General features: G+C 73.9%; 16 protein-coding genes and 1 pseudogene. 11 read left to right on the top strand and 6 right to left on the bottom strand.

The window, feature by feature from the left end; translation table 11 throughout:
• A partial coding sequence (locus AN218_RS27440; protein WP_070019809.1) for a hypothetical protein occupies window positions 1-716 on the bottom strand: 716 nt, incomplete at its 3' end.
• A gap of 193 nt (window positions 717-909) precedes the next feature.
• On the opposite strand from AN218_RS27440, the gene AN218_RS27445 reads away from it, so the two are divergent.
• The 4 genes from AN218_RS27445 to AN218_RS27460 are packed head-to-tail and all read left to right on the top strand — an operon-like array spanning window position 910 to window position 6,996.
• Complete coding sequence (locus AN218_RS27445; RefSeq protein WP_070019810.1) at window positions 910-2,124, top strand: ATP-grasp domain-containing protein; 1,215 nt, start codon at window positions 910-912, stop codon at window positions 2,122-2,124.
• A 32-nt stretch (window positions 2,125-2,156) separates the two neighbouring features.
• The gene (locus tag AN218_RS27450; RefSeq protein WP_070019819.1) at window positions 2,157-4,019 is read left to right on the top strand and encodes an IucA/IucC family protein; all 1,863 of its coding nucleotides are present in this window, start codon (window positions 2,157-2,159) and stop codon (window positions 4,017-4,019) included.
• Window positions 4,020-4,024: 5 nt separating this feature from the next.
• Entirely contained in the window at window positions 4,025-5,767 is a 1,743-nt protein-coding gene (locus AN218_RS27455; protein ID WP_070019811.1) for an IucA/IucC family protein, read from the top strand.
• Entirely contained in the window at window positions 5,764-6,996 is a 1,233-nt protein-coding gene (locus AN218_RS27460) for a type III PLP-dependent enzyme (protein WP_070019812.1), read from the top strand. Before AN218_RS27455 ends, AN218_RS27460 begins: the two co-directional genes overlap by 4 nt.
• 97 nt (window positions 6,997-7,093) lie before the next feature.
• Here AN218_RS27460 and AN218_RS27465 read toward each other — a convergent pair whose 3' ends face one another.
• Window positions 7,094-7,618 (bottom strand): MSMEG_1061 family FMN-dependent PPOX-type flavoprotein, encoded by a 525-nt coding sequence (locus AN218_RS27465; protein WP_070019820.1) that lies wholly within the window; start codon window positions 7,616-7,618, stop codon window positions 7,094-7,096.
• 301 nt (window positions 7,619-7,919) lie between these two features.
• On the opposite strand from AN218_RS27465, the pseudogene AN218_RS27470 reads away from it, so the two are divergent.
• The 4 genes and pseudogenes from AN218_RS27470 to AN218_RS27485 all read left to right on the top strand — a co-directional run bounded on the left by AN218_RS27470 (window position 7,920) and on the right by AN218_RS27485 (window position 12,229).
• Window positions 7,920-9,016: pseudogene (locus AN218_RS27470) on the top strand (FecCD family ABC transporter permease).
• A gap of 149 nt (window positions 9,017-9,165) precedes the next feature.
• The gene (locus AN218_RS27475) at window positions 9,166-10,218 is read left to right on the top strand and encodes a FecCD family ABC transporter permease (RefSeq protein WP_244900751.1); all 1,053 of its coding nucleotides are present in this window, start codon (window positions 9,166-9,168) and stop codon (window positions 10,216-10,218) included.
• Window positions 10,176-11,066, top strand: a complete 891-nt coding sequence (locus AN218_RS27480) for an ABC transporter ATP-binding protein (RefSeq protein WP_244900753.1) — start codon at window positions 10,176-10,178, stop codon at window positions 11,064-11,066. Before AN218_RS27475 ends, AN218_RS27480 begins: the two co-directional genes overlap by 43 nt.
• A 227-nt stretch (window positions 11,067-11,293) precedes the next feature.
• On the top strand, window positions 11,294-12,229 hold the full coding sequence (locus AN218_RS27485) for an iron-siderophore ABC transporter substrate-binding protein (protein ID WP_079132650.1): 936 nt from the start codon (window positions 11,294-11,296) through the stop codon (window positions 12,227-12,229).
• A gap of 48 nt (window positions 12,230-12,277) precedes the next feature.
• On the opposite strand, the gene AN218_RS27490 is transcribed toward AN218_RS27485, so the two are convergent.
• Window positions 12,278-12,955 carry a TetR/AcrR family transcriptional regulator gene (locus tag AN218_RS27490; RefSeq protein WP_070019814.1) on the bottom strand — a complete coding sequence of 226 codons (678 nt, stop codon included), beginning with the start codon at window positions 12,953-12,955 and terminating at the stop codon, window positions 12,278-12,280.
• Window positions 12,956-13,323: 368 nt separating this feature from the next.
• Here AN218_RS27490 and AN218_RS27495 point away from each other — a divergent pair, with 368 nt between their 5' ends.
• Window positions 13,324-14,178: an SAM-dependent methyltransferase gene (locus AN218_RS27495; protein WP_171908814.1), complete on the top strand. Its 855-nt coding sequence runs from the start codon at window positions 13,324-13,326 to the stop codon at window positions 14,176-14,178.
• A gap of 52 nt (window positions 14,179-14,230) precedes the next feature.
• Here AN218_RS27495 and AN218_RS27500 read toward each other — a convergent pair whose 3' ends face one another.
• The 3 genes from AN218_RS27500 to AN218_RS27510 form a co-directional block, all read right to left on the bottom strand.
• Window positions 14,231-15,154, bottom strand: a complete 924-nt coding sequence (locus tag AN218_RS27500) for a heme ABC transporter ATP-binding protein (RefSeq protein WP_079132652.1) — start codon at window positions 15,152-15,154, stop codon at window positions 14,231-14,233.
• A gap of 63 nt (window positions 15,155-15,217) precedes the next feature.
• Entirely contained in the window at window positions 15,218-16,228 is a 1,011-nt protein-coding gene (locus AN218_RS27505) for a FecCD family ABC transporter permease (protein ID WP_070019824.1), read from the bottom strand.
• Window positions 16,229-16,416: 188 nt separating this feature from the next.
• Window positions 16,417-17,448 (bottom strand): heme/hemin ABC transporter substrate-binding protein, encoded by a 1,032-nt coding sequence (locus AN218_RS27510; RefSeq protein WP_070019816.1) that lies wholly within the window; start codon window positions 17,446-17,448, stop codon window positions 16,417-16,419.
• Window positions 17,449-17,654: 206 nt separating this feature from the next.
• Between AN218_RS27510 and AN218_RS27515 the strand changes: the two genes are divergently transcribed.
• Both AN218_RS27515 and AN218_RS27520 read left to right on the top strand, forming a co-directional pair.
• The gene (locus AN218_RS27515) at window positions 17,655-19,151 is read left to right on the top strand and encodes an HtaA domain-containing protein (protein ID WP_070019817.1); all 1,497 of its coding nucleotides are present in this window, start codon (window positions 17,655-17,657) and stop codon (window positions 19,149-19,151) included.
• Between the two features lie 80 nt (window positions 19,152-19,231).
• On the top strand, window positions 19,232-20,800 hold a 1,569-nt coding region (locus tag AN218_RS27520), incomplete at its 3' end, for an HtaA domain-containing protein (RefSeq protein WP_070019818.1).

A 20,800-nucleotide genomic window follows, 5' to 3' on the forward strand; every position in this document is an offset into this window, starting at 1 on the left:
TCGCCCGTGGCGCGGCCGAGGTGCCAGATGCCGGAGACCAGGTCGTCCTCCACCATGCCCCACAGCGCTCGCGGTCCGCGCCGCGCCCGCTGCGCGAGAGCGGCGATCAGCGGGCGCGCCTGGTCGGCGGCGGCGGTGCGCAGCTCCTGGCGCAGCGCCTCCTCGTCCGGCAGGACATGCGCCCCGGCGAGGGAGGCGGCGGGGTCGTCCGGCAGACAGGCGAAGCCGCCCGGGACCACGATCTGGAGGGCTTCGTCGCGGCGTCCGATGCGTACGTCGGACGGGCCGAGGCGCGGCACCCGCCGCTCCAGATACCAAGGGCCGCTCAGCAGCAGACAGGTGGCCCACAGGATCCGGTGCAGCATGCGGGAGGCCACGACGTCCGGGCGGATTCCGGTCGCACTGTTCCCGGCGCAGCGTGCTCCCTCCGCCTCCAGGAGCGCGTCGAGCACCCGGGGCTCACGGGCCAGTTCACCGAGGTCGGTCCAGTCGTCCGCGGGGCCGGTCCGGTCGTCTCCGGCGGGGGCGGCGGCCCGGCTGTTTCCGGCCGATCCGGTGGACCCGGCGGAACCGGCGGAACCGGTGGGCCCGTCCTCCGGTGCGATGCCCAGATTCAGGTTGGGGCTCAGAGCACCCAGGCGCCGGTAGGTCGTGGTGAGCGGGGCGACGCAGCTCTCGGCGCCTCGTACTGAGGCCGGCGCCGGGGTCGGGTTCAACGGAGCTCCTTGCACGTGCGGTTCTGACCAGCCCGAAGGGAGCGGCGCGTGATCACACCGCTCACTTGGTAAGGCGAACCTAACCTAAACTGTTCGGCCCGAAGTTCCTCATCCGACCGGCGAGTTGGTGTTTAGGGTCACCTAACTTAAGCTCTGCTCCGGCTCCGTCGATCAACGCCGGAAGGGTTCCGACATGCAGCTGTATCTGCTCGCCCTGAACCCGACCGAGTCGGTCACCCACGGCTTTCTGCCGGCGGCACGGGACCGGGAGCTGGACGTCACGCTCCTCACCGACCGCCCGCACGAGCACACCGGCAAGGCCGTCTCCGGCGCGGGCGAGGGCCGCCTCGAGGTGCTGGGGTGCGACGTACGGGACGCCGCGTCGGTCATCGCGCGGATCGCCGCGCACCGGCCGCCGGACGCCGTCTTCACCAACAGCGACCACCTCCAGACACAGGCCGCGCTCGCCGCGGAGTACTTCGGCCTGCCGGGCAAGGACTGGTGCGCGGCGTTACGGGCCAAGGACAAGGCGGAGATGCGGCGGCACCTGGCCGCGGCGGGCGCCGACACCGTGTGGGCCGGCGAGATCGCCGCCGAGGACGAGCTGCCCTCCGGGCTGGCGACGCTCGGCGAGGTCCCCTTCCCCTGCGTGGTCAAGCCGCGGGAGGGCGTGGCCAGCGAGGACGTCGTCCTCGCCGCGGACGGCGCCGAACTGGCGCGGCTGTGCGGGGAGATCAGGCAGCGGCGTCCGGGGGCGGCGCTCCTGGTCGAGGAGTACCTCCCCGGTGAGCTGCACACCCTGGAGACCCTGGGCGACGGGAGCCGGCTGCACGAGCTCGGCGGCTTCCGCACCCTCGTCTCCCCGCCGCCGTACTTCATCGAGCACCGGATGACGTACGTACGGCGGCACCCGGAGCCGGTGCGGGAGGCGGTCCTCGCACAGCTCGGCGCGCTCGGCGTCGGACTCGGCGCGTGCCACACCGAGTTCGTCGTCCAGGACGGCCGCGCCCGCATCATCGAGGTCAACTACCGCGCCGTGGGCGACCAGGGCGATCTGCTGCTCGCGGACCTGCTGGACATCCCGCTCTTCGCATACGTCCTCGACGCCCATCTGGGCACTCCCCTGCCCGACCCGCTGCCCGTGCGCACGGGCGGCGCGGCGCGCGTCGACTATCCGTGCGCCGACCGCGGGGGCACGCTCACGGCGGCGCCCGGCGCCTCGGACGTGCAGGAGGGCGAGGTACGACGCGTCTACCGGCCGCTGCGTGCCGTCGGGGAGCGCCACGACCTGCACCACACCAACCGCGACTATCTGGGCGCCCTGCGGACCACGGGCCCCGACCAGCAGTCCGTGGACCGCGTGGCCGACGGCTTCCTCGCCGCGCAGCGGTGGGAGATCCTGCCGTGAACGGCGTCCCCGGGCCCGGGACGTCGGCTCCCCTGCCGAGACCGCGTACGGCGCGGGCCGCCGCGCCCGGCGGGTGCGCCGCCGAACGCGAGCTGCTGTTACGGGTGTTGAGCACCCTGCTGCGTGAGGATGTCGCCGGGCTGCGCACCCGCTCGACGGAGGTGCACACCGCGGACGGCCCCTGGCTGCGGCTGGCCGCGGGCGGACGGCGTGCCCTGCTGCTGCCCGTACGCGCCGACGGATTCCAGTGCGCGGTCGCGGCCCGGCTGCCGCTGCTGCGCCGGGAGCCGGACGGCGCCGCGCTGACGACGGTCGCCGGGGTGCTCGCCGAACTCTCCGCCCTGACCGGCCCGGAGGACCGGCCCGGTGTCGAGGCGTTCGCCGAGGAGTGCCGTGCGGATCTGCTCGCCCGGCGACTGCACGAGGCGACCGGGGAGGAGCTGCACGCGCGGCTCACGGCCCGGCACGGGGCGGATCCCGCACGCTGGGAGGGCCTCGGCGCGTCCCTCGCGTTCGACAGCCTCGCGGCACGCGCCGACCACCCGGTGTATCCGGCCTCGCGTGCACGTCTCGGCCTGACGGAGCGCCGACTGCGGTGCTGGGCACCGGAGTTCCATCCGCGCTTCCGGCTGCGCTGGCTCGCCCTGCCGGCCGGGAACGTCGCGCTGTCCGGGGCGGCGGCGGACGACGCGGCCGAGCCGGGCGTACGAGGAGGGGACGCGGCGGAGATCCGGGGGCCGGTCCTGCCCGGACTGCCCGTTCCGTGCGGCGCCGGTGAGCCGCCCGCGGACGCCGAACTGCCCGCCGGATGGCGGCAGTCGCACGTTCTGCTGCCGGTCCATCCACTCACCGCCGGTCCGCCGTTGCGGGACGCGCTGAAGGGCGCCGGGCTGGAGGAAGGGGCCGTGCTGCTGCGGCAGCCGTGGCTGGAGGCGGTGCCCACCCTCTCGATGCGCACCGTCGCCCTGGCCGCGAACCCCCGCGTCCACCTCAAGCTGCCGCTGCCGACCTCCACGCTCGGGCTGCGCAACCGGCGGTCGATACGGCCCGGCACGCTCCGCGACGGCGCCGCCTGCCACCGGCTGCTGGAGCGGGTGATCGCGCGGGAGCAGCGCTTCCGTGGCCGAGTGCTGCTCGCCGACGAGTACCGGTACGCCTCCGCCGGGCACGAACTCCTCGGCGCCCTGCTGCGTCACCAGCCGCCGGGACTGGAGGAGTGCGTCGTCGTCCCCCTGGCGGCGCTCGCCGCGCCGTCGCCCGACGGCCGGCCCGTGATCCGCTCGCTCGCGGACCGCTTCCACGGCGGCGACGTGACGGCCCTGCTCGACTCCGTGCTGACGCTGCTGCTGGACTGGCAGACCACGCTCTTCGGTCACGGCATCGCGCTGGAGTCCCACCAGCAGAACATCTCCCTCGTCCTCGGGGGCTCTGAAGGCGGCGCGCCGCGGCTGCTGTTCAAGGACAACGACGGGCCGCGCGTGAACACCGTCCGGCTGCGCCACGCGCTCGGGGAGACGGCGGAGGCCCTGGCCGCGGACTTCGACGATCCGCGTATCCGCGTCACCGAAGACGCGCCCGTAGCCGATCTGTTCACCACCGTGACCGTCCATCTGTGCGCCGGCGCCTGGGCGTTCGGCCTCGGACGGGAGGATCCCGCGCTGCACGAGGCGCTGTTGGATCTGGTGCGCGGACGGCTCACCGAAGCGGTGGACCGGCTCGCGGGATGGAACCCCTCGGCGGCGGGCGTTCTGCGGGCGCGGGTGCTCCGGGCGCCCGAACTGCCCGTCAAGGCCATGGTGACGGCGGGGACACTGCTGACGAAGGCACGGTCCGGCGCCGCCGACATCAACAAGCACTACACCACCGGCCCCAACTATCTGCTGCGGAAGGCTTGAGCACCATGTCCGGCACCACCACGGCCCATCCGCCGGTTCCCGCCCCCGCAGCGCTGCCGACCGCCGACGAGGCCGTCGCCCACACCCTCCTCAACTGCGTGCTGCGCGAGGTGACGGACGAGCACACCCGCCGGATCACCGACGGCCGCCTCCATCTGCAACTGCCGCTCTCCGGCGTCGAGTTGCGGGTCGCGCTGCGCCGTACGTCCCTGATCGGGGCCCATCGCTTCACCGGACCCGTACACGAGCACGCCCCCGAGGGCTGGATCCCGGCGGACTGGCGCCGGCTGGCCGCGCTGGTGCACACCGAGCTGTCGCTGCGGACCCGCAGCGGCAACGAGGAGTTCCTCGGGCAGATCGCGGCCAGCCATCGTGCCGTGAGCAGCGCGCTCGCCCGCTCCCGTACGCCGCCGACTTCCGCGCCGCACACCGGCGGGCGGCTCGCCGCCTATCTCGGCAGCGAGCAGTCGCTCCTGCTCGGACACCGCTTCCACCCCACGCCCAAGGCGCACGGCGCCGACCCCGCGACGTGGGCGGCGTACGCCCCGGAGGAGGGCGCCCGCTTCCCGCTGCGGATGCTCGCCGTACGGGAGGACCTGATCGCGCAGGAGTCGGCGGAGCGCGGTGCGCTCGCCCCGCTGGACGCGATGGACGCGCCCGGCGAAGTCCCGGCCGGGTACCGGCTGTTGCCCGCGCACCCCTGGCAGTTCCGGCTGCTGCGGCGGCACCCGTCGTTCGTGGCCGCCGCCGGGCGCGGCGACATCCGCGATCTGGGCAGCGGGACGGCGCCCGTCACGCCGACCGCCTCGGTGCGCACCGTCTACGACGGCCGGACGTTCCTGAAGTTCAGCCTCGATGTGCGCATCACCAACTGCCTCCGCAAGAACGCGTATTACGAACTCGCCGGGGCCGTCGCCCTCACCCGGCTGCTCGGGCCCGTACTGGAGGACCTGGCCGTACGCCACCCCGGTGCGGCCGTGCTCCGCGAGCCCGCCTACCGCAGCCTCGCGGTGCGCGGCCCCGGCGGACGCATGGACCGGACGCTGCTGGAGGGCTTCGGGGTGATCGTGCGGGAGGGGCTGGGCCGCCATGTGCCCGCCGGGGCGACTCCCTTGCTGGCGGGGGCGATCGCGGACGAGTACCCGGCCGGGCCGGGGCGGGTCGCCGCGCTGCTGGCCGGGGCGGGACCGTCGGCGGCGGTCGCGTGGTGGCAGCGGTATGTGGACCTCCTCGTGCCGCCGGTGCTCTCCGCGTTCTTCCTGCACGGCGTCGTCCTCGAACCGCACTTGCAGAACGTCGTGGTCTGCGTCGACGGCGACGGCGGGCCGGTGCGCGTGCTCTTCCGCGATCTGGAGGGCACCAAGCTGGTCTCCGGTACGCACGGGGACGCGCTGGCCGCGCTGCCCGACGAGGTGGCCCGGGTGCTGACGTACGACACGCGGCGCGGCTGGGACCGCGTCGTCTACTGCCTGCTCGTCAACCATCTCGCCGAGGTGCTGGCGGCCGTCGCCGATCTGCACCCGGAGACCGAGGCGGAGTTGTGGCGGTGTGTCCGGCACACGCTCGCCCGGTGCTGCGGACCGCTGGGCGACCCGCCGCTGCTGCGGTCGCTGCTGGCCGGTGAGGCGCTGCCCGCGAAGGCCAATCTGCTCACCCGCTGGCAGCGCGCACCCGACCGCGACGCCGGCTACGTCCGCCTGCCCTCTCCGCTGACCGACACCGACGTGACGAACGGACCGCTGCATTGAGCCTGCTCACCGGCGCGGTGCGGGACGCCGCCCGTGCCCTGTCCCCCGACGAACTGCCCTGCTATCTCTACGACATGGACGCGCTGGAGCAGCACGCGGCGGCCGTACGCGCCGCGCTTCCGCCCTCGGTGGAGCTGTACTACGCGGCGAAGGCCAACCCCGAACGGGAGGTCCTGCGGGCGCTCGTGCCGTACACGGACGGCTTCGAGGTCTCCTCCGGCGGCGAACTCGCCCATGTGCGCGGCGCGGTGGGGCCGCGGCCGCTGGCCTTCGGCGGGCCCGGCAAGACGCCGGAGGAGATCGCGGCGGCGCTGGACGCGGGCGTGGAACGCTTCCATGTGGAGAGCCCGCACGAACTGCGGCTGCTGGCACGGCTCGTGGGGCGGCACCGCGAGCGCTCGGCGAACCGGCCGAAGGTGCTGATCCGCTTCGATCCGCCCGTGGAGGCCGACGCGCTGGCGGGCAGCGTGCTGGCCATGGGCGGCCGTCCCACGCCGTTCGGGATGGACCCGGCGGAAGCGGCCGAGGCCCTGGGGCAGTTCGCCCGCGGCGAGCTGCCGGACCTCGAACTGGCCGGTCTGCACGCCCATATGGCGAGCGGCCTGGACGCGCACGCCCAACTGGCCCTCGCCGAACAGGTCGTGGCCGAGGCCCACGCCCTGGCCGCGCGGTGCGGCGTCGCGCTGCGCGAACTCACCGTCGGCGGCGGCATGGCCGTCGACTACACCCGGCCCGGGGAGCGCTTCGACTGGGCCTCCTTCGGCGCGGGCATGGCCCGCCTCGCGGAGCGCTTCCCCGGCCCGGTGCTGCGGATCGAGCCGGGGCGGGCGCTGACGGCGTACTGCGGCTGGTACGCGACGCAGGTGCTGGATGTGAAGCGCAGCCACGGCGAGGAGTTCGCGGTGGTCCGCGGCGGCACCCACCATCTGCGTACTCCGGCGGCGAAGGGGCACGACCAGCCGGCCGAGGTCGTCCCGGTAGCGGACTGGGAGCATCCGCCGCCAAGGCCCGAAGTACGGGGCGACCGCGTCTCGTTCACGGGGCAGCTCTGCACGCCGAAGGACGTGCTGGCGCGGGGTGTTCCGGCGCCGGGTCTGCGGGCGGGCGACAGGGTGGTCTTCGCGCTGGCGGGGGCGTACGCGTGGAACATCTCCCACCACGACTTCCTGATGCATCCACCGCCGGCGGTCCGTTTCCTCCGCGCGGGGACGGCGGACGCCGCCGGCTGAGGCGTACGCGAGCGGCTCGCCGCCGTGCCCGACTGCCGTGCCCGACTGCCGTGATCGGCCGCCCTGTTGGACCCGCCGGTTGAACGGCCTCTCGGCTTCAGTCCGGGTCGGGGCGCCACAGCCGGGCGCGGTTGAGGGACTGCGGGCAGTGCCGGTAGATCTCGTCCGTCTCGATGAGCAGGGCCAGTCGGGGCCGGCGGCCCTTCGACGTCATCTCGTCGAAGAAGGGCGCGTCCCGCAGGATCCGCGCCCGCCCGTTGACGCGCAGGACGTCGGTGGAGCCGGGCACGAGGAAGACCAGCCCGGCGTACGGGTTCTGCAGGATGTTGTGGAAGCTGTCGCCCCGCCGGTTGCCGGGCAGGTCCGGCAGCACCAGCGTCCCCGGGTCGAGCGCCCGCGCGAAGCCCGGTTCGCCGCCGCGCGGCGAGGCGTCGCAGTTGCCCTCCGCATCGGAGGTGGCCAGCAGACAGAACGGCGAGCGGGCCAGCATGTCCAAGTCGGCGTCGGCCAGGCGCCGATGGACCTTGTCCAGCACGATCGGGTGGGGCTCGCCGAGGAGTTCGCGGAGCTGGGCCGCGGAGTCGAGCTCGGCGAAGCCGGAGCGGTCGGCGCTCTCCGGCAGGTCCTCGACGGTGGGACCGGCGCCGGTGGCGGCCTGTTGGGGGTTCGGCAACTGCTGCTCCCGGTTCGGCGCCCGCTCCGCCGGCGACGTGGTACCCCCGCCGGTCAGGCCGTGGCTCGCTGTTAGGCTAGCCTTACTTTACTTCATCACAGGCCAGCCCTCCCCCGCGTCCGTGAGCACGCCGGGCCGGGCACGACGAGAGTGCACCAGAGTGCGACGACCCGCGCCCCGCGAACGCGCTCCGGCCCCGTCCGCCGGCGCCGCACCGCCGGACGGCGGCCCGTCGGCGTACGGCACCGCGCTGCCGGAGGAAGCGGCGGCGTATCTCCGCCGTACGGCCGACTCCGGTTCCGCACACGGCACTTGGCGCCGTCCGCGGGGACGCGCCGTGCTCGCCGTGGGGCTGCCGCTCGCGTGCGTCGCACTGCTGCTGACCGTCGCGGCCAGTCTTCTCATCGGCAGCGGCGAGGTGTCCGCCGCGGCCGTCTGGCACGCCGTCGCTCCCTTCGGCGGCTCCTACGACCCCGCCGACAAGGCGCAGTTGATCGTCCGCGAGGTCCGGGTGCCGCGCACCCTCGCCGGGGTGCTGGCCGGAGTCGCGCTGGGTCTGGCCGGGGCGGTGATGCAGGGCGTGACCCGCAATCCGCTCGCGGATCCGGGCCTGCTGGGCGTCAACTCGGGTGCGTCCGTGGCCGTCGTGCTGTCGATGAGCGTGCTCGGCCTCACCGAGCCGGGCCAGTACGTGTGGTGCGGGCTGCTGGGAGCGCTGTGCGCGGCGGTCCTCGTCCACGGGGTGGGGGCGCTCGGACCGGCCGGGGCCACGCCCGTGAAGCTGGCGCTCGCGGGGGCGGCGACCAGCGCCGTGCTCGGTTCGCTCACCACCGCGGTGCTGCTGACCGACGACGAGACCTTCGAGCAGTTCCGCTTCTGGCAGGTCGGCGCGCTCACCGCGCGGGAGACCGGTGTGCTGTGGCAGGTCGCGCCGCTGCTGGCCGTCGGCGTGTGCTGCGCGCTGCTGCTCGGGCCGCGTCTGAACGCCCTCGCCCTCGGCGACGACCTGGCCCGTGGGCTGGGGCAGCGCGTGGGGCTGGCACGGGCGGGAGCCGTGGCCGCCGTGGTGCTGCTGGCGGGCGGCGCCACCGTCGTGGCCGGCCCGATCGGCTTCGTCGGCCTCGTCGTACCGCACGCCGCCCGGCTGCTCACCGGGCCCGACTACCGCTGGATCCTGCCGTACAGCGCGGTGCTGGCGCCGGTACTGCTGCTGCTCGCCGACCTCGTGGGACGTCTGGTCGNCTGGTCGCCTGGCCGGGCGAGGTGCAGGCCGGCATCGTCACCGCGGCGATCGGGGCGGTGCCCTTCATCGCGCTGGTACGGCGGCGGAAGCCGGCCGAGCTGTGAACGGCCGCCGGGACACGGGCCCGTCCGCACGAACCGCCCGGACGAAGGCGGCAGTTGGAGCGGAGGCGGGGATCGACGCGAAGACCGGGGCCGGGGCGAAGGCCGCGGTCGCCGGCCCGCGCGGAGCCCGTAGCGGTACGGGCCCGCCGGTGCTCACCGACGTCCGGCTCTCCGCCGCCGTACGGGAGGTGCGCCGCGCCCGCCGCAGGCCCGCCATCCGCTCGGCGGCCGTGGCCGGGGCGCTCACCGCGGTGCTGCTCGCCGTGGTGTGCGTGAGCCTGTCGTACGGCGATGTGGCCGTCCCCGTACCGGAGTTGCTGCGCACCCTGGCGGGCGGAGGCACCGGCGGAAGCCGCTTCGTCCTGCTCGATCTGCGGCTGCCCAGGACGCTCACGGGCCTGCTGACGGGTGCCGCGTTCGGAATGTCGGGCGCGGTCTTCCAGACCATGCTGCGCAACCCCCTCGCCAGCCCCGACATCATCGGCATCAGCGCGGGCGCGAGCGCGTCGGCGGTCCTGGGCAGCCTGGTGCTCGGGCTGTCCGGACTCGCGCTGTCCGGCACGGCGCTGGGCGGGGCGCTGCTGGCGAGCGCGCTGATCTATGTGCTGGCGTGGCGGCGGGGCGTGGCCGGATACCGGCTGGTGCTCGTCGGCATCGGGGTGGGCGCGGCGCTCTCCAGCCTCGTGTCCTACGTGCTGACCCGCGCCGAGGTGACCGAGGCGCAGCAGGCGCTGATCTGGCTCACCGGCAGCCTCAACGAGCGCTCCTGGACGCATGTCTGGCCGCTGCTGGGCGCGTTGGCGCTGCTGACGCCGCTCACCTTCCTGGCGGCACGCACGCTGCGGGTGCTGGAGCTGGGCGACGAGACCGCGGGCGGACTCGGTACGGGCGTGCAGCGCAGCCGGGTCGCGCTGCTGGCGTGTGCGGTCGGGCTGTCGGCGGCGGCGACGGCGGCCGCGGGACCGGTGGCGTTCGTGGCGTTCGTCTCGGCGCCGATCGCGCGCCGTCTGGTGCCCTCGCGCGGCGCCGCGCTGACGCACTCGGCGCTGCTGGGCTCGCTCGTCGTCCTGGTCGCCGACTTCGTCGCTCAACATCTGCTCGGCGAGACGCAGTTCCCGGTGGGCGTCGTGACGAGCGTGATCGGGGCGCCGTATCTGCTGTGGCTGCTGGCGCGTACGAACCGGGTGGGGAAAGGCGGTTGACGGTGACGACGGACGCGAAGGACGGGCGGCCGGTGCCGGGGAAGGCCCGACACGCCCTGGACACCCGGGAGATACACCTCGGCTACGGCGACCGCGAGGTGATCGCGGGACTGACCGTGGACGTGCCGCCGAACGCGGTGACGATGATCGTCGGGCCCAACGCCTGTGGAAAGTCCACCCTGTTGCGTGCCCTGGCCCGGCTGCTGTCGCCCACGGCGGGCACCGTACGGCTGGACGGCCGGAGCCTTCGCGACCTGCCCACGAAGCAGATCGCGACGGTGCTCGGCATCCTGCCGCAGACCCCGGTCGCCCCGGAGGGCATCACCGTCGCCGACCTGGTCGGGCGTGGCCGCTATCCGCACCAGGACTGGTTCCGCCGCTGGACGAGCGAGGACGACACAGCCGTGGCGCGCGCCATGCTCGCCACGGACGTGCTGGAGCTGGCGGAGCGGCCGGTCGCCGAACTCTCCGGCGGGCAGCGGCAGCGGGTGTGGATCGCGATGGCTCTCGCACAGGGCACGGACATCCTGCTGCTGGACGAGCCGACGACGTTCCTGGACGTGAGCCACCAACTCGACGTGCTCGACCTGCTGACCGACCTGAACCGCGCGGCGGGGACCACCGTCGTCGTGGTGCTGCACGACCTCAACCTCGCCTGCCGGTACGCCGATCACCTCGTCGTGATGCGGGACGGCGGCATCGTCGCGGAGGGCCGGCCGTCGGACATTGTGACGGAGGAACTGGTCACCGAGGTCTTCGGGATGCGCTGCTCGGTGGTGAGCGATCCGTCGTCGCACACGCCGATGATCGTGCCGATCGGGCGGCATCACGTGGTCGCCGCAGACTGAACAGCCGTCGGGGGCCGGGGAGTTGGCGGCCCCACCTGCGCGTACCGCACCGGATCGCAGCCCTCCGTTTCACTTAGGGTACCCTTACCTCCGTGACTCCTGCTGCTGATCACCCGCGCCCGACGGACCGCACCCCCGCACCGGAGCCGGTCCTCCACCGCCCAACCGCCCCGCGTCGCCCGTCCGTTCGGCCGGGCCGCACCGCGACCGCCACCGCCGTACTGGCCATGGGCGCCCTGCTCCTCGGGCTCACCGCCTGCGGCACCTCGGGCACCGGGAACGCGGACGGTGCGGGCGGACGGACGGTGACCACCAAGTTCGGGAAGGTCTCGGTGCCGGAGAAGCCGAAGCGCGTGGTCGCCCTCGGCTGGGGAGACGCGGAGACGGCGCTCGCGCTGGGCGTGCAGCCCGTCGGACAGAGCGACTGGCTGGCCTTCGGCGGCGACGGCCTGGGCCCCTGGGCCGAGGGGCGCTACACCAAGAGCCCGAAGAAGATCGGCACCCTGGAGCCGGAGTACGAGAAGATCGCCGATCTGCAGCCGGATCTCATTCTGGACACCAAGTCCAGTGGCGCCAGGGAGCGTTACGAGACGCTGAAGAAGATCGCACCGACCGTGGGCGTGCCCAAGGGCAGCGACCAGTTCCAGATCAGTTGGGAGCAGCAGACCAAGCTGGTCGCCAAGGCGCTGGGCCGCGAGGAGCGCGCCCGCCGTCTCATCGCCGGGAACGAGCGCGCGTTCGCCGAGGCCGTCAAGGCGCATCCGGAGTTCCAGGGCAAGACCGTCACGCTGGGGTCGCGTACGGCCGACGCGTACGGCGCGTACGTACGCGGCGGCGGACGCGTCGACTTCGTCGAACGTCTCGGCTTCCGCAACAACCCGAAGGTCGAAGCCCGGGCCGGGAAGAACTTCTCGATACCGGTGGCCCGCGAGAACCTCGATCTGCTCGACGCCGACCTCACCGTGGTCTCCCCCATCGGCGTCACCGCGGAGAAGGTCCGCAAGGACCCGCTCTTCCGCGCCGTACCGTCCGTACGCAAGGGCCACTCCGTGGTGTTCGACGACAAGAAGCTCAGCTCCGCCTTCGCCACGGACTCGGTGCTCTCCACGCCGTACGCGGTGAAGAAGGTCGTCCCGGTCTTCGCGGACGCACTGAAGAAGTAACCACGCCCGAACGCGGCCCTCTGCGGCGGTCGTTGGCCGCCCGAGGTCTCAACGCGCCGCGGCCTCGACGGCGTCGACGAGCATGTCGAGTTCCGCGTGGAAGATCTGCTCACCGGTGACGGAGCGCAGCACCGACTCGGCGTTCCCCAGGCGGGTGAGGGACAGTTCCGGCGTCGCCTCGGCCGCGGCGAACAACTGGGCGGTGCGCTGCGGGCCGACCGGATCGCCGTGCAGCTCCCGGTGCACGCGGCCGAAGACGAGGTCGATGAAGAGCAGGTAGTAGCGGGCGGCCTCCTCGGTCTTCAGCCCGGCCTCCGCGAGGAGTTCCAGGATCGTCTCGACGCAACGCAGCGCGCCCGGGCCCTGGTTGGCGCGCGTCATGAGGATGTCGGTCAGCCCGGGGTAGGTCCGCAGTTCGCCGCGTATGGACTCCGCGAGACGCCGCAGCCGCTCCTGCCATGTGCCGTCCTGCGTCGGCGGCGGCAGCATGCTGTGCTCGGCGACCGCGTTCATCACCAGGTCGATCAGGGCGTCCTTGTCGGCCACATGCCGGTAGAGCGCCATGCGGGAGGCGCCGAGGTCCGCGGCGAGCCGGCGGATCGTCAGCGCGTGGAGGCCGTCGGTGCGGGCGATGTGCAGCGCGGCCCCGACGATCTCGTCCCGGCCGAGACTGCCCCACTGCCGCCGCTGCCTCGTACCGGTACGGGAGTTCGGGGAGCCGCTCACACCGGGATCGTAGCTTGCGGACGGCTGTCCGCAAGAATTACTCTCACCTCACCGACGAGGGTGGTGACGGTGGGGACGGACCGGAACGCCGACCGGAGAGCCGAGCGCGGCGGACGGCCGCCCCGGCGCGGGAACGGCACGGCGCCCAGGGCGAGTTCGGAGCCTCCGGGCGGGCTCTGCGGGGAGCGGCGATGTGGCTCGCCGCCGCGCTGATCGGGCTCGCGGCCGCATGCCGCCGCTGGGCACACCGACGTCGCGCGCCCCGACTCCCGGCCGCCGACGGCCCGTTCGGCCGACCCGAGCCCTCGCCGTCGCGAGCCCGTACGGCCCCAGCCGCCCCCGTTCCGCCCGTACCGCAAGGAGCGATGATGGCCCAATCCCCCACCTACGGCGTCGCGTTGACGGCGGTCGCCATGGCGAACGAACGCCGCGTCGAGACAGCACGCGAGGACGGCCTCGTCGACGACCCGCTGGCGGGCGCCTTCGTGGACGCCGCGGCGCCGGCGGAGGGGCCGTTCCCCTGGCTCCGGGACGGCAGCACGCTCAGCGACGTCTGCCCCGCCATGGGCGACTACGTCGGCCTGCGCACCCGGCTGTTCGACGCCTGGACGCTGCGTGCCGTACGGGAGGAGGGCGTGCGCCAAGTCGTGCTGCCCGCCGCGGGGTTGGACTCCCGCGCGTACCGGCTGCCCTGGCCCGCCGGCGTCCGGCTCTTCGAGATCGACTTCCCGGAGCTGATCGGCTTCAAGCAGGAGACGCTGTCCTCCGCCGGCGCCCGGCCGTCGTGTGAACGCACCGCCGTCTGCGCCGACTTGGCCGGAGACTGGGAGTCGCCGCTGCTGGAGAGCGGGTTCCGGCCCCGGGAGCCGGCGCTCTGGCTGGTCGAGGGGCTGCTGATGTATCTCGCCGACGGCGACCGGCTGCTCTCACGCATCACCGCGCTCTCGGCGCCCGGCAGCCGTCTGATCGCCGACCACGCGTACCCGGAGGCGCTGCGGAGCGAGGCGTTCGCGGCCGGAACGCAGAGCCTGGCGGAGATCGGGTCGGCGTTCGGCGGTACGGTCGCCGGCCCCGGGCGGTGGCTCGGCGGGCACGGCTGGAGCGCGTCCGTGGCTCGGCCGTCGGACGTCGTCGCCGGTACGGGCCGCGCCCTGCCCGGGATCCTCGACCCCGCGCTGCCGGACTCCCCCGTCTTCTGGCTCGCCTCCGGGCGGCGCGAGTAGCGGCGGGGACCGTCAGGCGAACTCCCGCCGCCGCGTGCGCAGTTGAGCCGCGTCACTCCACCGGGGCGTCCCGCGCAGCGTCGTCCTCGGCGGCGTCCGCCGGTGCCTCGCGCACCGGCAGCACCAGCCCGGCACCCGTACGGGGATGCGGCACGACCTCGACGGGGTGCCGGTAGACGCGGCTGAGCACCGCGGGGTCCAGGACCGTGCCGGGCGGGCCCACCGCCGTGAGGCGGCCCCCGTCGAGCAGGGCGATGCGGTGGACGTACGCGGCGGCGAGCGCCAGGTCGTGCAGGACGACGCCGACCGCCTCGCCCTCGGCGGCGCGCTCCCGGCACAGCCGCAGCACGAGTTCCTGATGGCGCAGATCGAGCGCCGCGGTCGGCTCGTCCAGCAGGAGCACGGGGGCGCGTTGGGCGACGACGCGGGCGAGCGCGACACGGGCGCGTTCGCCGCCGGAGAGCGCCGAGAAGGGGCGCGCCGCGAAGTCCGCGGTCTCGGTCACGGCCATCGCCTCGGCCACGGCCGTCTCGTCGTCGTCCTCGTGCGGGGTGCCGGACCAGGGCGCGCGGCCCATCCGTACGACCTCCGCGACGGTGAACGGGAAGGACAGCGTGGTCGCCTGCGGCAACACCGCGCGGAGCATGGCCAGTTCGCGTGCCGTCCAGGCGTCGGCGGGACGTCCCGCGAGATGCACGGCGCCCTCGCTCACACGGGTGTCGGCGGCGAGCGTCGCCAGCAGCGTGGACTTCCCGGCGCCGTTCGGGCCGACGAGCGCGAGGACTTCGCCGGGGACGAGCGTCAGATCCACGCCGTCCAGCACCGTACGGCCACCGAGCCGCACGGTCGCTCCCCGCACCTCGGCCGCCGGTTCGCCCGGGGGCAGGGCCGGTTCGGCGGGGGCGCCGCGCCGCCCGTGCGGTGAGGTGCGGGCGGCGAACCGGGTCAGTGCGGGCGAGGAGAGGAAGCGTGCCATGGGTCGGGGGCCTTTCCGTACGTTCCGTGCGGTGCCGTGCTGTTGCGTACGAGCAGACACGCCCTAAGCCCAACCTCCTTGGCGGCGCCGGGTCCTGCGCAGCAGCCAGAAGAAGAACGGGCTGCCGAGCAGCGCGGTGAGGACGCCGAGGGGCAGTTCGGCGGGCTGTGCGACGGTACGGGCGGCCAGGTCGGCGGCGACGAGGACGACCGCGCCGCCCAGCGCGCTCCCCGGCACCAGGAACCGGTGTCCGGGCCCCGCCGCCATCCGCAGCAGATGCGGCACGAGCAGCCCCACGAAGGTGATGATCCCCGCGACCGCGACCGCCGCCGCGGTGAACAGCGCGACGACCAGCACCAGCGCGATGCGCAGCGCTTCGACGTCGACGCCGAGGTGCCGCGCGGGCCGTTCGCCGAGGGAGAGCAGATCGAGCCTGCGCGCGTGGAACGGTGCGACGAGCAGCCCGAGGAGCGCGCAGGGCAGCACGGCGAGCACCTTCGGCCAGGTGGCCTGCGCCAGCGAACCGAGCTGCCAGAAGGTGATCTGGGAGATCTGCGCGTTGTCGGCGAAGAAGACGAACAGGCCGATCAGGGCGCCCGCGAAGGCGTTGACGGCGATGCCGGTGAGGATGAGCGTGACGACCTCCGTACGGCCGCCGGAGCGCGCGAGCACGTACACGAGCAGCACGGTGGCGAGCCCGGAGACGAACGCGCAGGCGGTGACCGTCCAGTTGCCGAGGAAGGTCAGCCCGAACGCGATGGAGGCGACGGCGCCCACGGCGGCCCCGGAGGAGATGCCGATCACGCCGGGCTCGGCCAGCGGGTTGCCGAACACGCCCTGCATCAGGGCTCCGGCGCAGCCGAGCGAGGCGCCGACGAGGAGGGCGAGAACGACGCGCGGCAGCCGTACGTTCCACAGCACGCTCTCGGCGACGCGGTCCAGCGGTGCGCCGCCCAGGCCCAACCGGTGGGCGAGCGAGCCGAGTACGTCGCCGACGGGAATCCCGTACGCGCCGATCCTCGCGGAGAGCAGGCCCAGCACGACGAGTGCGGCGACGAGTCCGGCGGTGAGCAGCGCGGGGGCGCCACGGCGGGTACGGGGCGGCGTCTTCGCGGCCGTGGCGTCCGCCGGCGGCCCGCCGGGGTGTTCCGTCCCCGCGCCGTGCGAACGGGCCTTCGCCGCAGGGGTGTTGAGGCGAGCCGGCTCCGGCTTCTTCGCCGGCTCCGTGTCCGTGCCGCCCTCGCCGGGCCGTACGGGCGCGCTCACCCGGCGGCGTCCTTGTGGATCTGCCGGGAGAGGTCCCGCAGCACCTCGTCCGTGCGGGGGCCGTAGTTGAGGAGGACGCCGTCGTCGACAGCGGCGACGCGGCGGTCCTGTCCGGCGGGTGTCTCGGCGATGCCCGGGATCTTCAGCAGCCCGTCCACGCCGCCGACGGACTCCAGGCCCTTGGACATGACGAGGATGACGTCGGGTGCCGCCTTGGCGAGGGCCTCGCTGGTGATGGCGGTGAAGTCCTTGCTCAGTCCGGACTCCTTGCCCGCGTCGACGCCGCCCGCCGCCTCGATGAGGGAGGTGGCACCGGAGCGGGCGCCGCCGAGGAGATAGACGGAGGCGGAGCCGCGCAGATAGAGGAAGGCGACGCGGGGCCGGTCGCCACCGCCGGGCAGTCCGTCGCGTACGGCGTCGACCCGCTCGTCCGTACGCGCGCGCAGCCGCTTGCCCGCGCCGTCCACGCCAAGTGCCGTGGCCACGGCGGTGATTCGGGTGCCGACGTCGCCGAGGCCGCGGGCGGGGTCGAGGACGACGAGCGGGATACCCGCGTCGCGGATCTGGTCGACGGCCTCGGCCGGTCCGGTCGTGGTCTCGGCGAGCACCACGGACGGCTTGAGGGAGAGCACGCTCTCCGCGGAGACGTCGTGGGCGCGGGTGACCACGGGCAGCTTCCTGGCCTGCGCGAAGGTGGCGGTGATGTCGCGGGCCACGACGCGCTTCCCGAGGCCGAGGCTGTAGACGATCTCGGAGAGGGAACCGCTGAGCGGCACGATCCGCCGGGCGTCCCGCACCGTGACCCGGTGGCCGTCCGCGGACGTGACACGGGCGGGCAGTTGGGGTTCGGGTGCGGGACCGCTCAGCGGTTCGGCGCGGTCGGCGGCCGTGTGCGCGGCCCGCTCCCCGCCGCTGCCGGACCCCTTGTCCCCTCCCCCGCCGGAGCCGCCGCAGCCGGCGAGGAGGGCGAGCGCCAGGACCAGTACGGCCGCGAAGTCCCGGAGGGTGCGCGGGCGTTGAGGACGCACTTGTGCACCTTTCGCGTGGTGTGCCGGAACCGGGGGGGTTCCAGTCGGGTCGCAGGTATCTTAGGTTAGCCTTACCTAACGCCGCTAGCCCGGTTGTCCCTTGCCGTCCCCTGCCCGGACCGGCGGGCCGGCTGTCGGCCGGTCCCTCGGGGACCGGGGCCCGGCCGCCGTGGCCGTGCCGTGCCGCTGTGACCGGAGGAGCACCGATGCCGCACTCCAGACGCCTGCCACGCGTCCTCGCCGTGACGCTGCTGACCGCGCTGCCCCTGGCGGCGCTGCCCGCGGCCACCGCACACGCCGCGAGGGCCGTGGCTCCCCGTGCGTCCGGCACGGCCGCCGCCGAACGGGCCGTCTCCGGCGGCAGGTTGGACTGGGGCATCAAGGAGTCCTTCCAGAGCTATGTCACCGGGCCCATCGCCAAGGGCCGCTGGACGCTCGAGGGCGGTGCGGCGACGACCGGTTCGAGCCGGTTCCGCTTCCACTCGGCGACCGGCAGCTACGATCCGGCGGACGGCGCCTTCGACGCCGCGTTCCAGGGCGGCGTCCACTTCACCGGGCACACGAAGTCCGACGGCACCCACGAACTGGATCTCACCGTCAGCCGCCCTGCCGTACGGATCAAGAACGGCTCGGGCACCCTGTACGCGGACATCCGCAGCAAGGCCAAGGGCAGCGGACGGCTGTCGGAACGGCGTCATGTGCCGTTCGCCGCACTGGATCTGTCGGGTGTGAACATGCGCGGCGGCTCAAGTCCGCTGAGTCTGACCGGCGTTCCCGCCTCCCTCACGGCCGAGGGCGCCACGTCGTTCGCCGGTTACTACAAGAAGGGCACGCCGCTCGACCCGGTCGGCCTCTCCGTCGATCTGACCGACCGGAAGCCCGAGAAGGACGACGGCGGGGACGAGGAGAAGCCCGCGAAGGGCGGCAAGGGAAAGCCGGAGGACGCGGGACGCATCGAGGACGCGGCCGTCGACTGGGGCGTGCGCCGCACCTTCCGCGAGTACGTCACCGGCACCGTCGCCCAGGGCGAGTGGAAGCTGAGCGACGGCGCCCAGGACGGCGGGGCGCTCTTCCGCTTCGGCCACGGCAAGGGCGACTACGACCTCGAAAAGGGCACGCTCGACGCGGAGTTCACCGGTGCCGTCCGCTTCACCGGCAGACATCTCGACCTCGCGCTGTCGAAGGTCTCCGTACGCGTCGAGGACGGCGAGGGCACCCTCTCCGCCGCGGTGCGCGACGGCGGCGGCACCGCGAAGAGCGGCAAGTCCGCGAAGACCGCAAAGTCCGCGAAGAAGCAGCCTCTGGTGACCTTCACCGTAAAGAAGTCCCCGCTGCGGCCGGACGGCAAGGGCCTGGTCGCTCTCGACGAGGCGCCCGCGAAGCTCACGTCCGAGGGCTCCAGGGCCTTCGGCGGGATGTACGCGAAGGGCACCGCCATGGACCCGGTCTCGCTCGCCGTCGCGCTGGACGAGAAGGCCGAACTCCCCGCGCTGCCCGACCTCGGCAGTGAAGCCTCCGCTTCGCCCCGGCAGAAGGCGGGGGCGCAGCGGTCCGGGAAGACCGCCTCCGCTGCCTCCGGCTCCTCGGCGGTGCCGCTGATCGCGGGCGGCGCGACGGCCGCCGTGCTCCTGGCGGCCGGGGTCGCCTACGCCGTGGTCCGCAGAAAGCGCGCCGGCGGCCCCTCGCCCGGCGGATCCGGCTGATCCGGCTGATCCGGACATCCCGCACGCGCCCGAGCACGCCCCGTACCCCCGTTCGTCACCCTGAGGAGAGAAGCCACACCATGACCGTCACCTCACGTTCCCCGCGCGCCCGTTCACCTCGCGGCGCCCTCGCGCTGGCCGCCGCCACGGCGACGGTGCTCGGCACCACCGCCCTCACCCTGCCCGCGTACGCCGCGGCCCCGGCCGGAGCAGGAACCGGGAGCGCGTCGGACGCCGGAAGACCCGCCGCCGGGGCCGCTGCCGTACCGCTCACGGACGGCACCCTGGACTGGGGCATCAAGAAGTCCTTCCGCGACTACATCACCGGGCCGATAGCCAACGGCACGATCACGGTCGCGGACGGCGCGGAGAAGAACGCCGACGGCACCTTCCGCTTCACGGACGGCGAGGGCTCCTACGACACGGGCACGCACGCCGTCTCCACCGCCTTCCACGGCAGCGTCCATCTCTACGGCCACCAGGGCGCGCTCGACATCGAGTTGTCCGACTTCAAGGTCACCACCGAGGGGACGGACGGCTTCCTGTCGGCCGACGTGGCGACCGGCACCGGCGAGGACGGTACGGGCGAGCCGGAGGATCTCAAGGAGGACGTCGACCTCGCCGCTCTCGATCTGACGGACGTCGAGCCGGGCACCGGCGAGGACGGCGCGATGACCTTCGCGGACATCCCCGCCACCCTCACGGCCGACGGCTCGACCGCCTTCGCGGGCTACTACAAGGAGGGCGAGAAGCTCGACCCGGCGACGCTCAACGTCACTGCGGGGAGCGGCGGTTCGGACGGTTCGGGCGGCACGAGCGGCTCCGGGAGCACGGCCGGGTCCGGCAGCGGCACGGCGGGTACGAGCGGCTCGGGCGGCTCCGGCGGCGGTGACACGGGCGACGGCACGGACAGCGGCACGGACAGCGGCGACGCCGAGCCCGCGTCCGGCACGATCGTCGACGGCAATCTCGACTGGGGCGTGAAGAAGTCCTTCCGCGAGTACGTCACGGGCCCCATCGCGAACGGCACGGTGAAACTCTCCGACGGCGCGACGTCCCACAGCGCCGGCTACCGCTTCCCGGACGGCAGCGGCACGGCCGGCTCCGGGTCCCTCAACGCCTCGTTCCAGGGCGGCGTCCGCTTCCTCGGTCACAAGGAGGGCGGCTCCTACAGCCTCGACCTCACCTTCTCCCACCTGAAGGTGAAGGCGGACGGCACCAAGGGCACGCTCGTCTCCGACGTCCGCAGCAAGGACCGGGAGAGCGGCAAGGTCACCACGCACAAGGCGCTCACCGTCGCGAACCTCACGCTGGAGGCGGGCGCCCTGGACCCGGTGAAGGACGTCGTCACCGTCAAGAAGGCACCGGCCACGCTCACCGCCCAGGGCGCCGAGGCGTTCGGCGGCTTCTACAAGGCGGGCGAGAAGCTCGACCCGGTCACCGCGGCCGTCTCGCTGGACGAGAACGCCTCGCTGCCGGGGGCGAGTTCGGGCGGCGGTTCCGCTTCCGGCTCCTCCGGCGGTACGGGCGACGGGGCCTCGGTGGGCGGCGCCGGCAGCGTCGGCGGCACGGGCGGGGGCGGAGCGCTCGCCTCCAGCGGCAGCAACGTGCCCTCCGGTGCGCTGCTCGGCGGCGCGGCACTGCTCGCC

The organism is Streptomyces nanshensis, from assembly GCF_001751255.1.
Taxonomy (GTDB): Bacteria; Actinomycetota; Actinomycetes; order Streptomycetales; family Streptomycetaceae; genus Streptomyces; species Streptomyces nanshensis_A.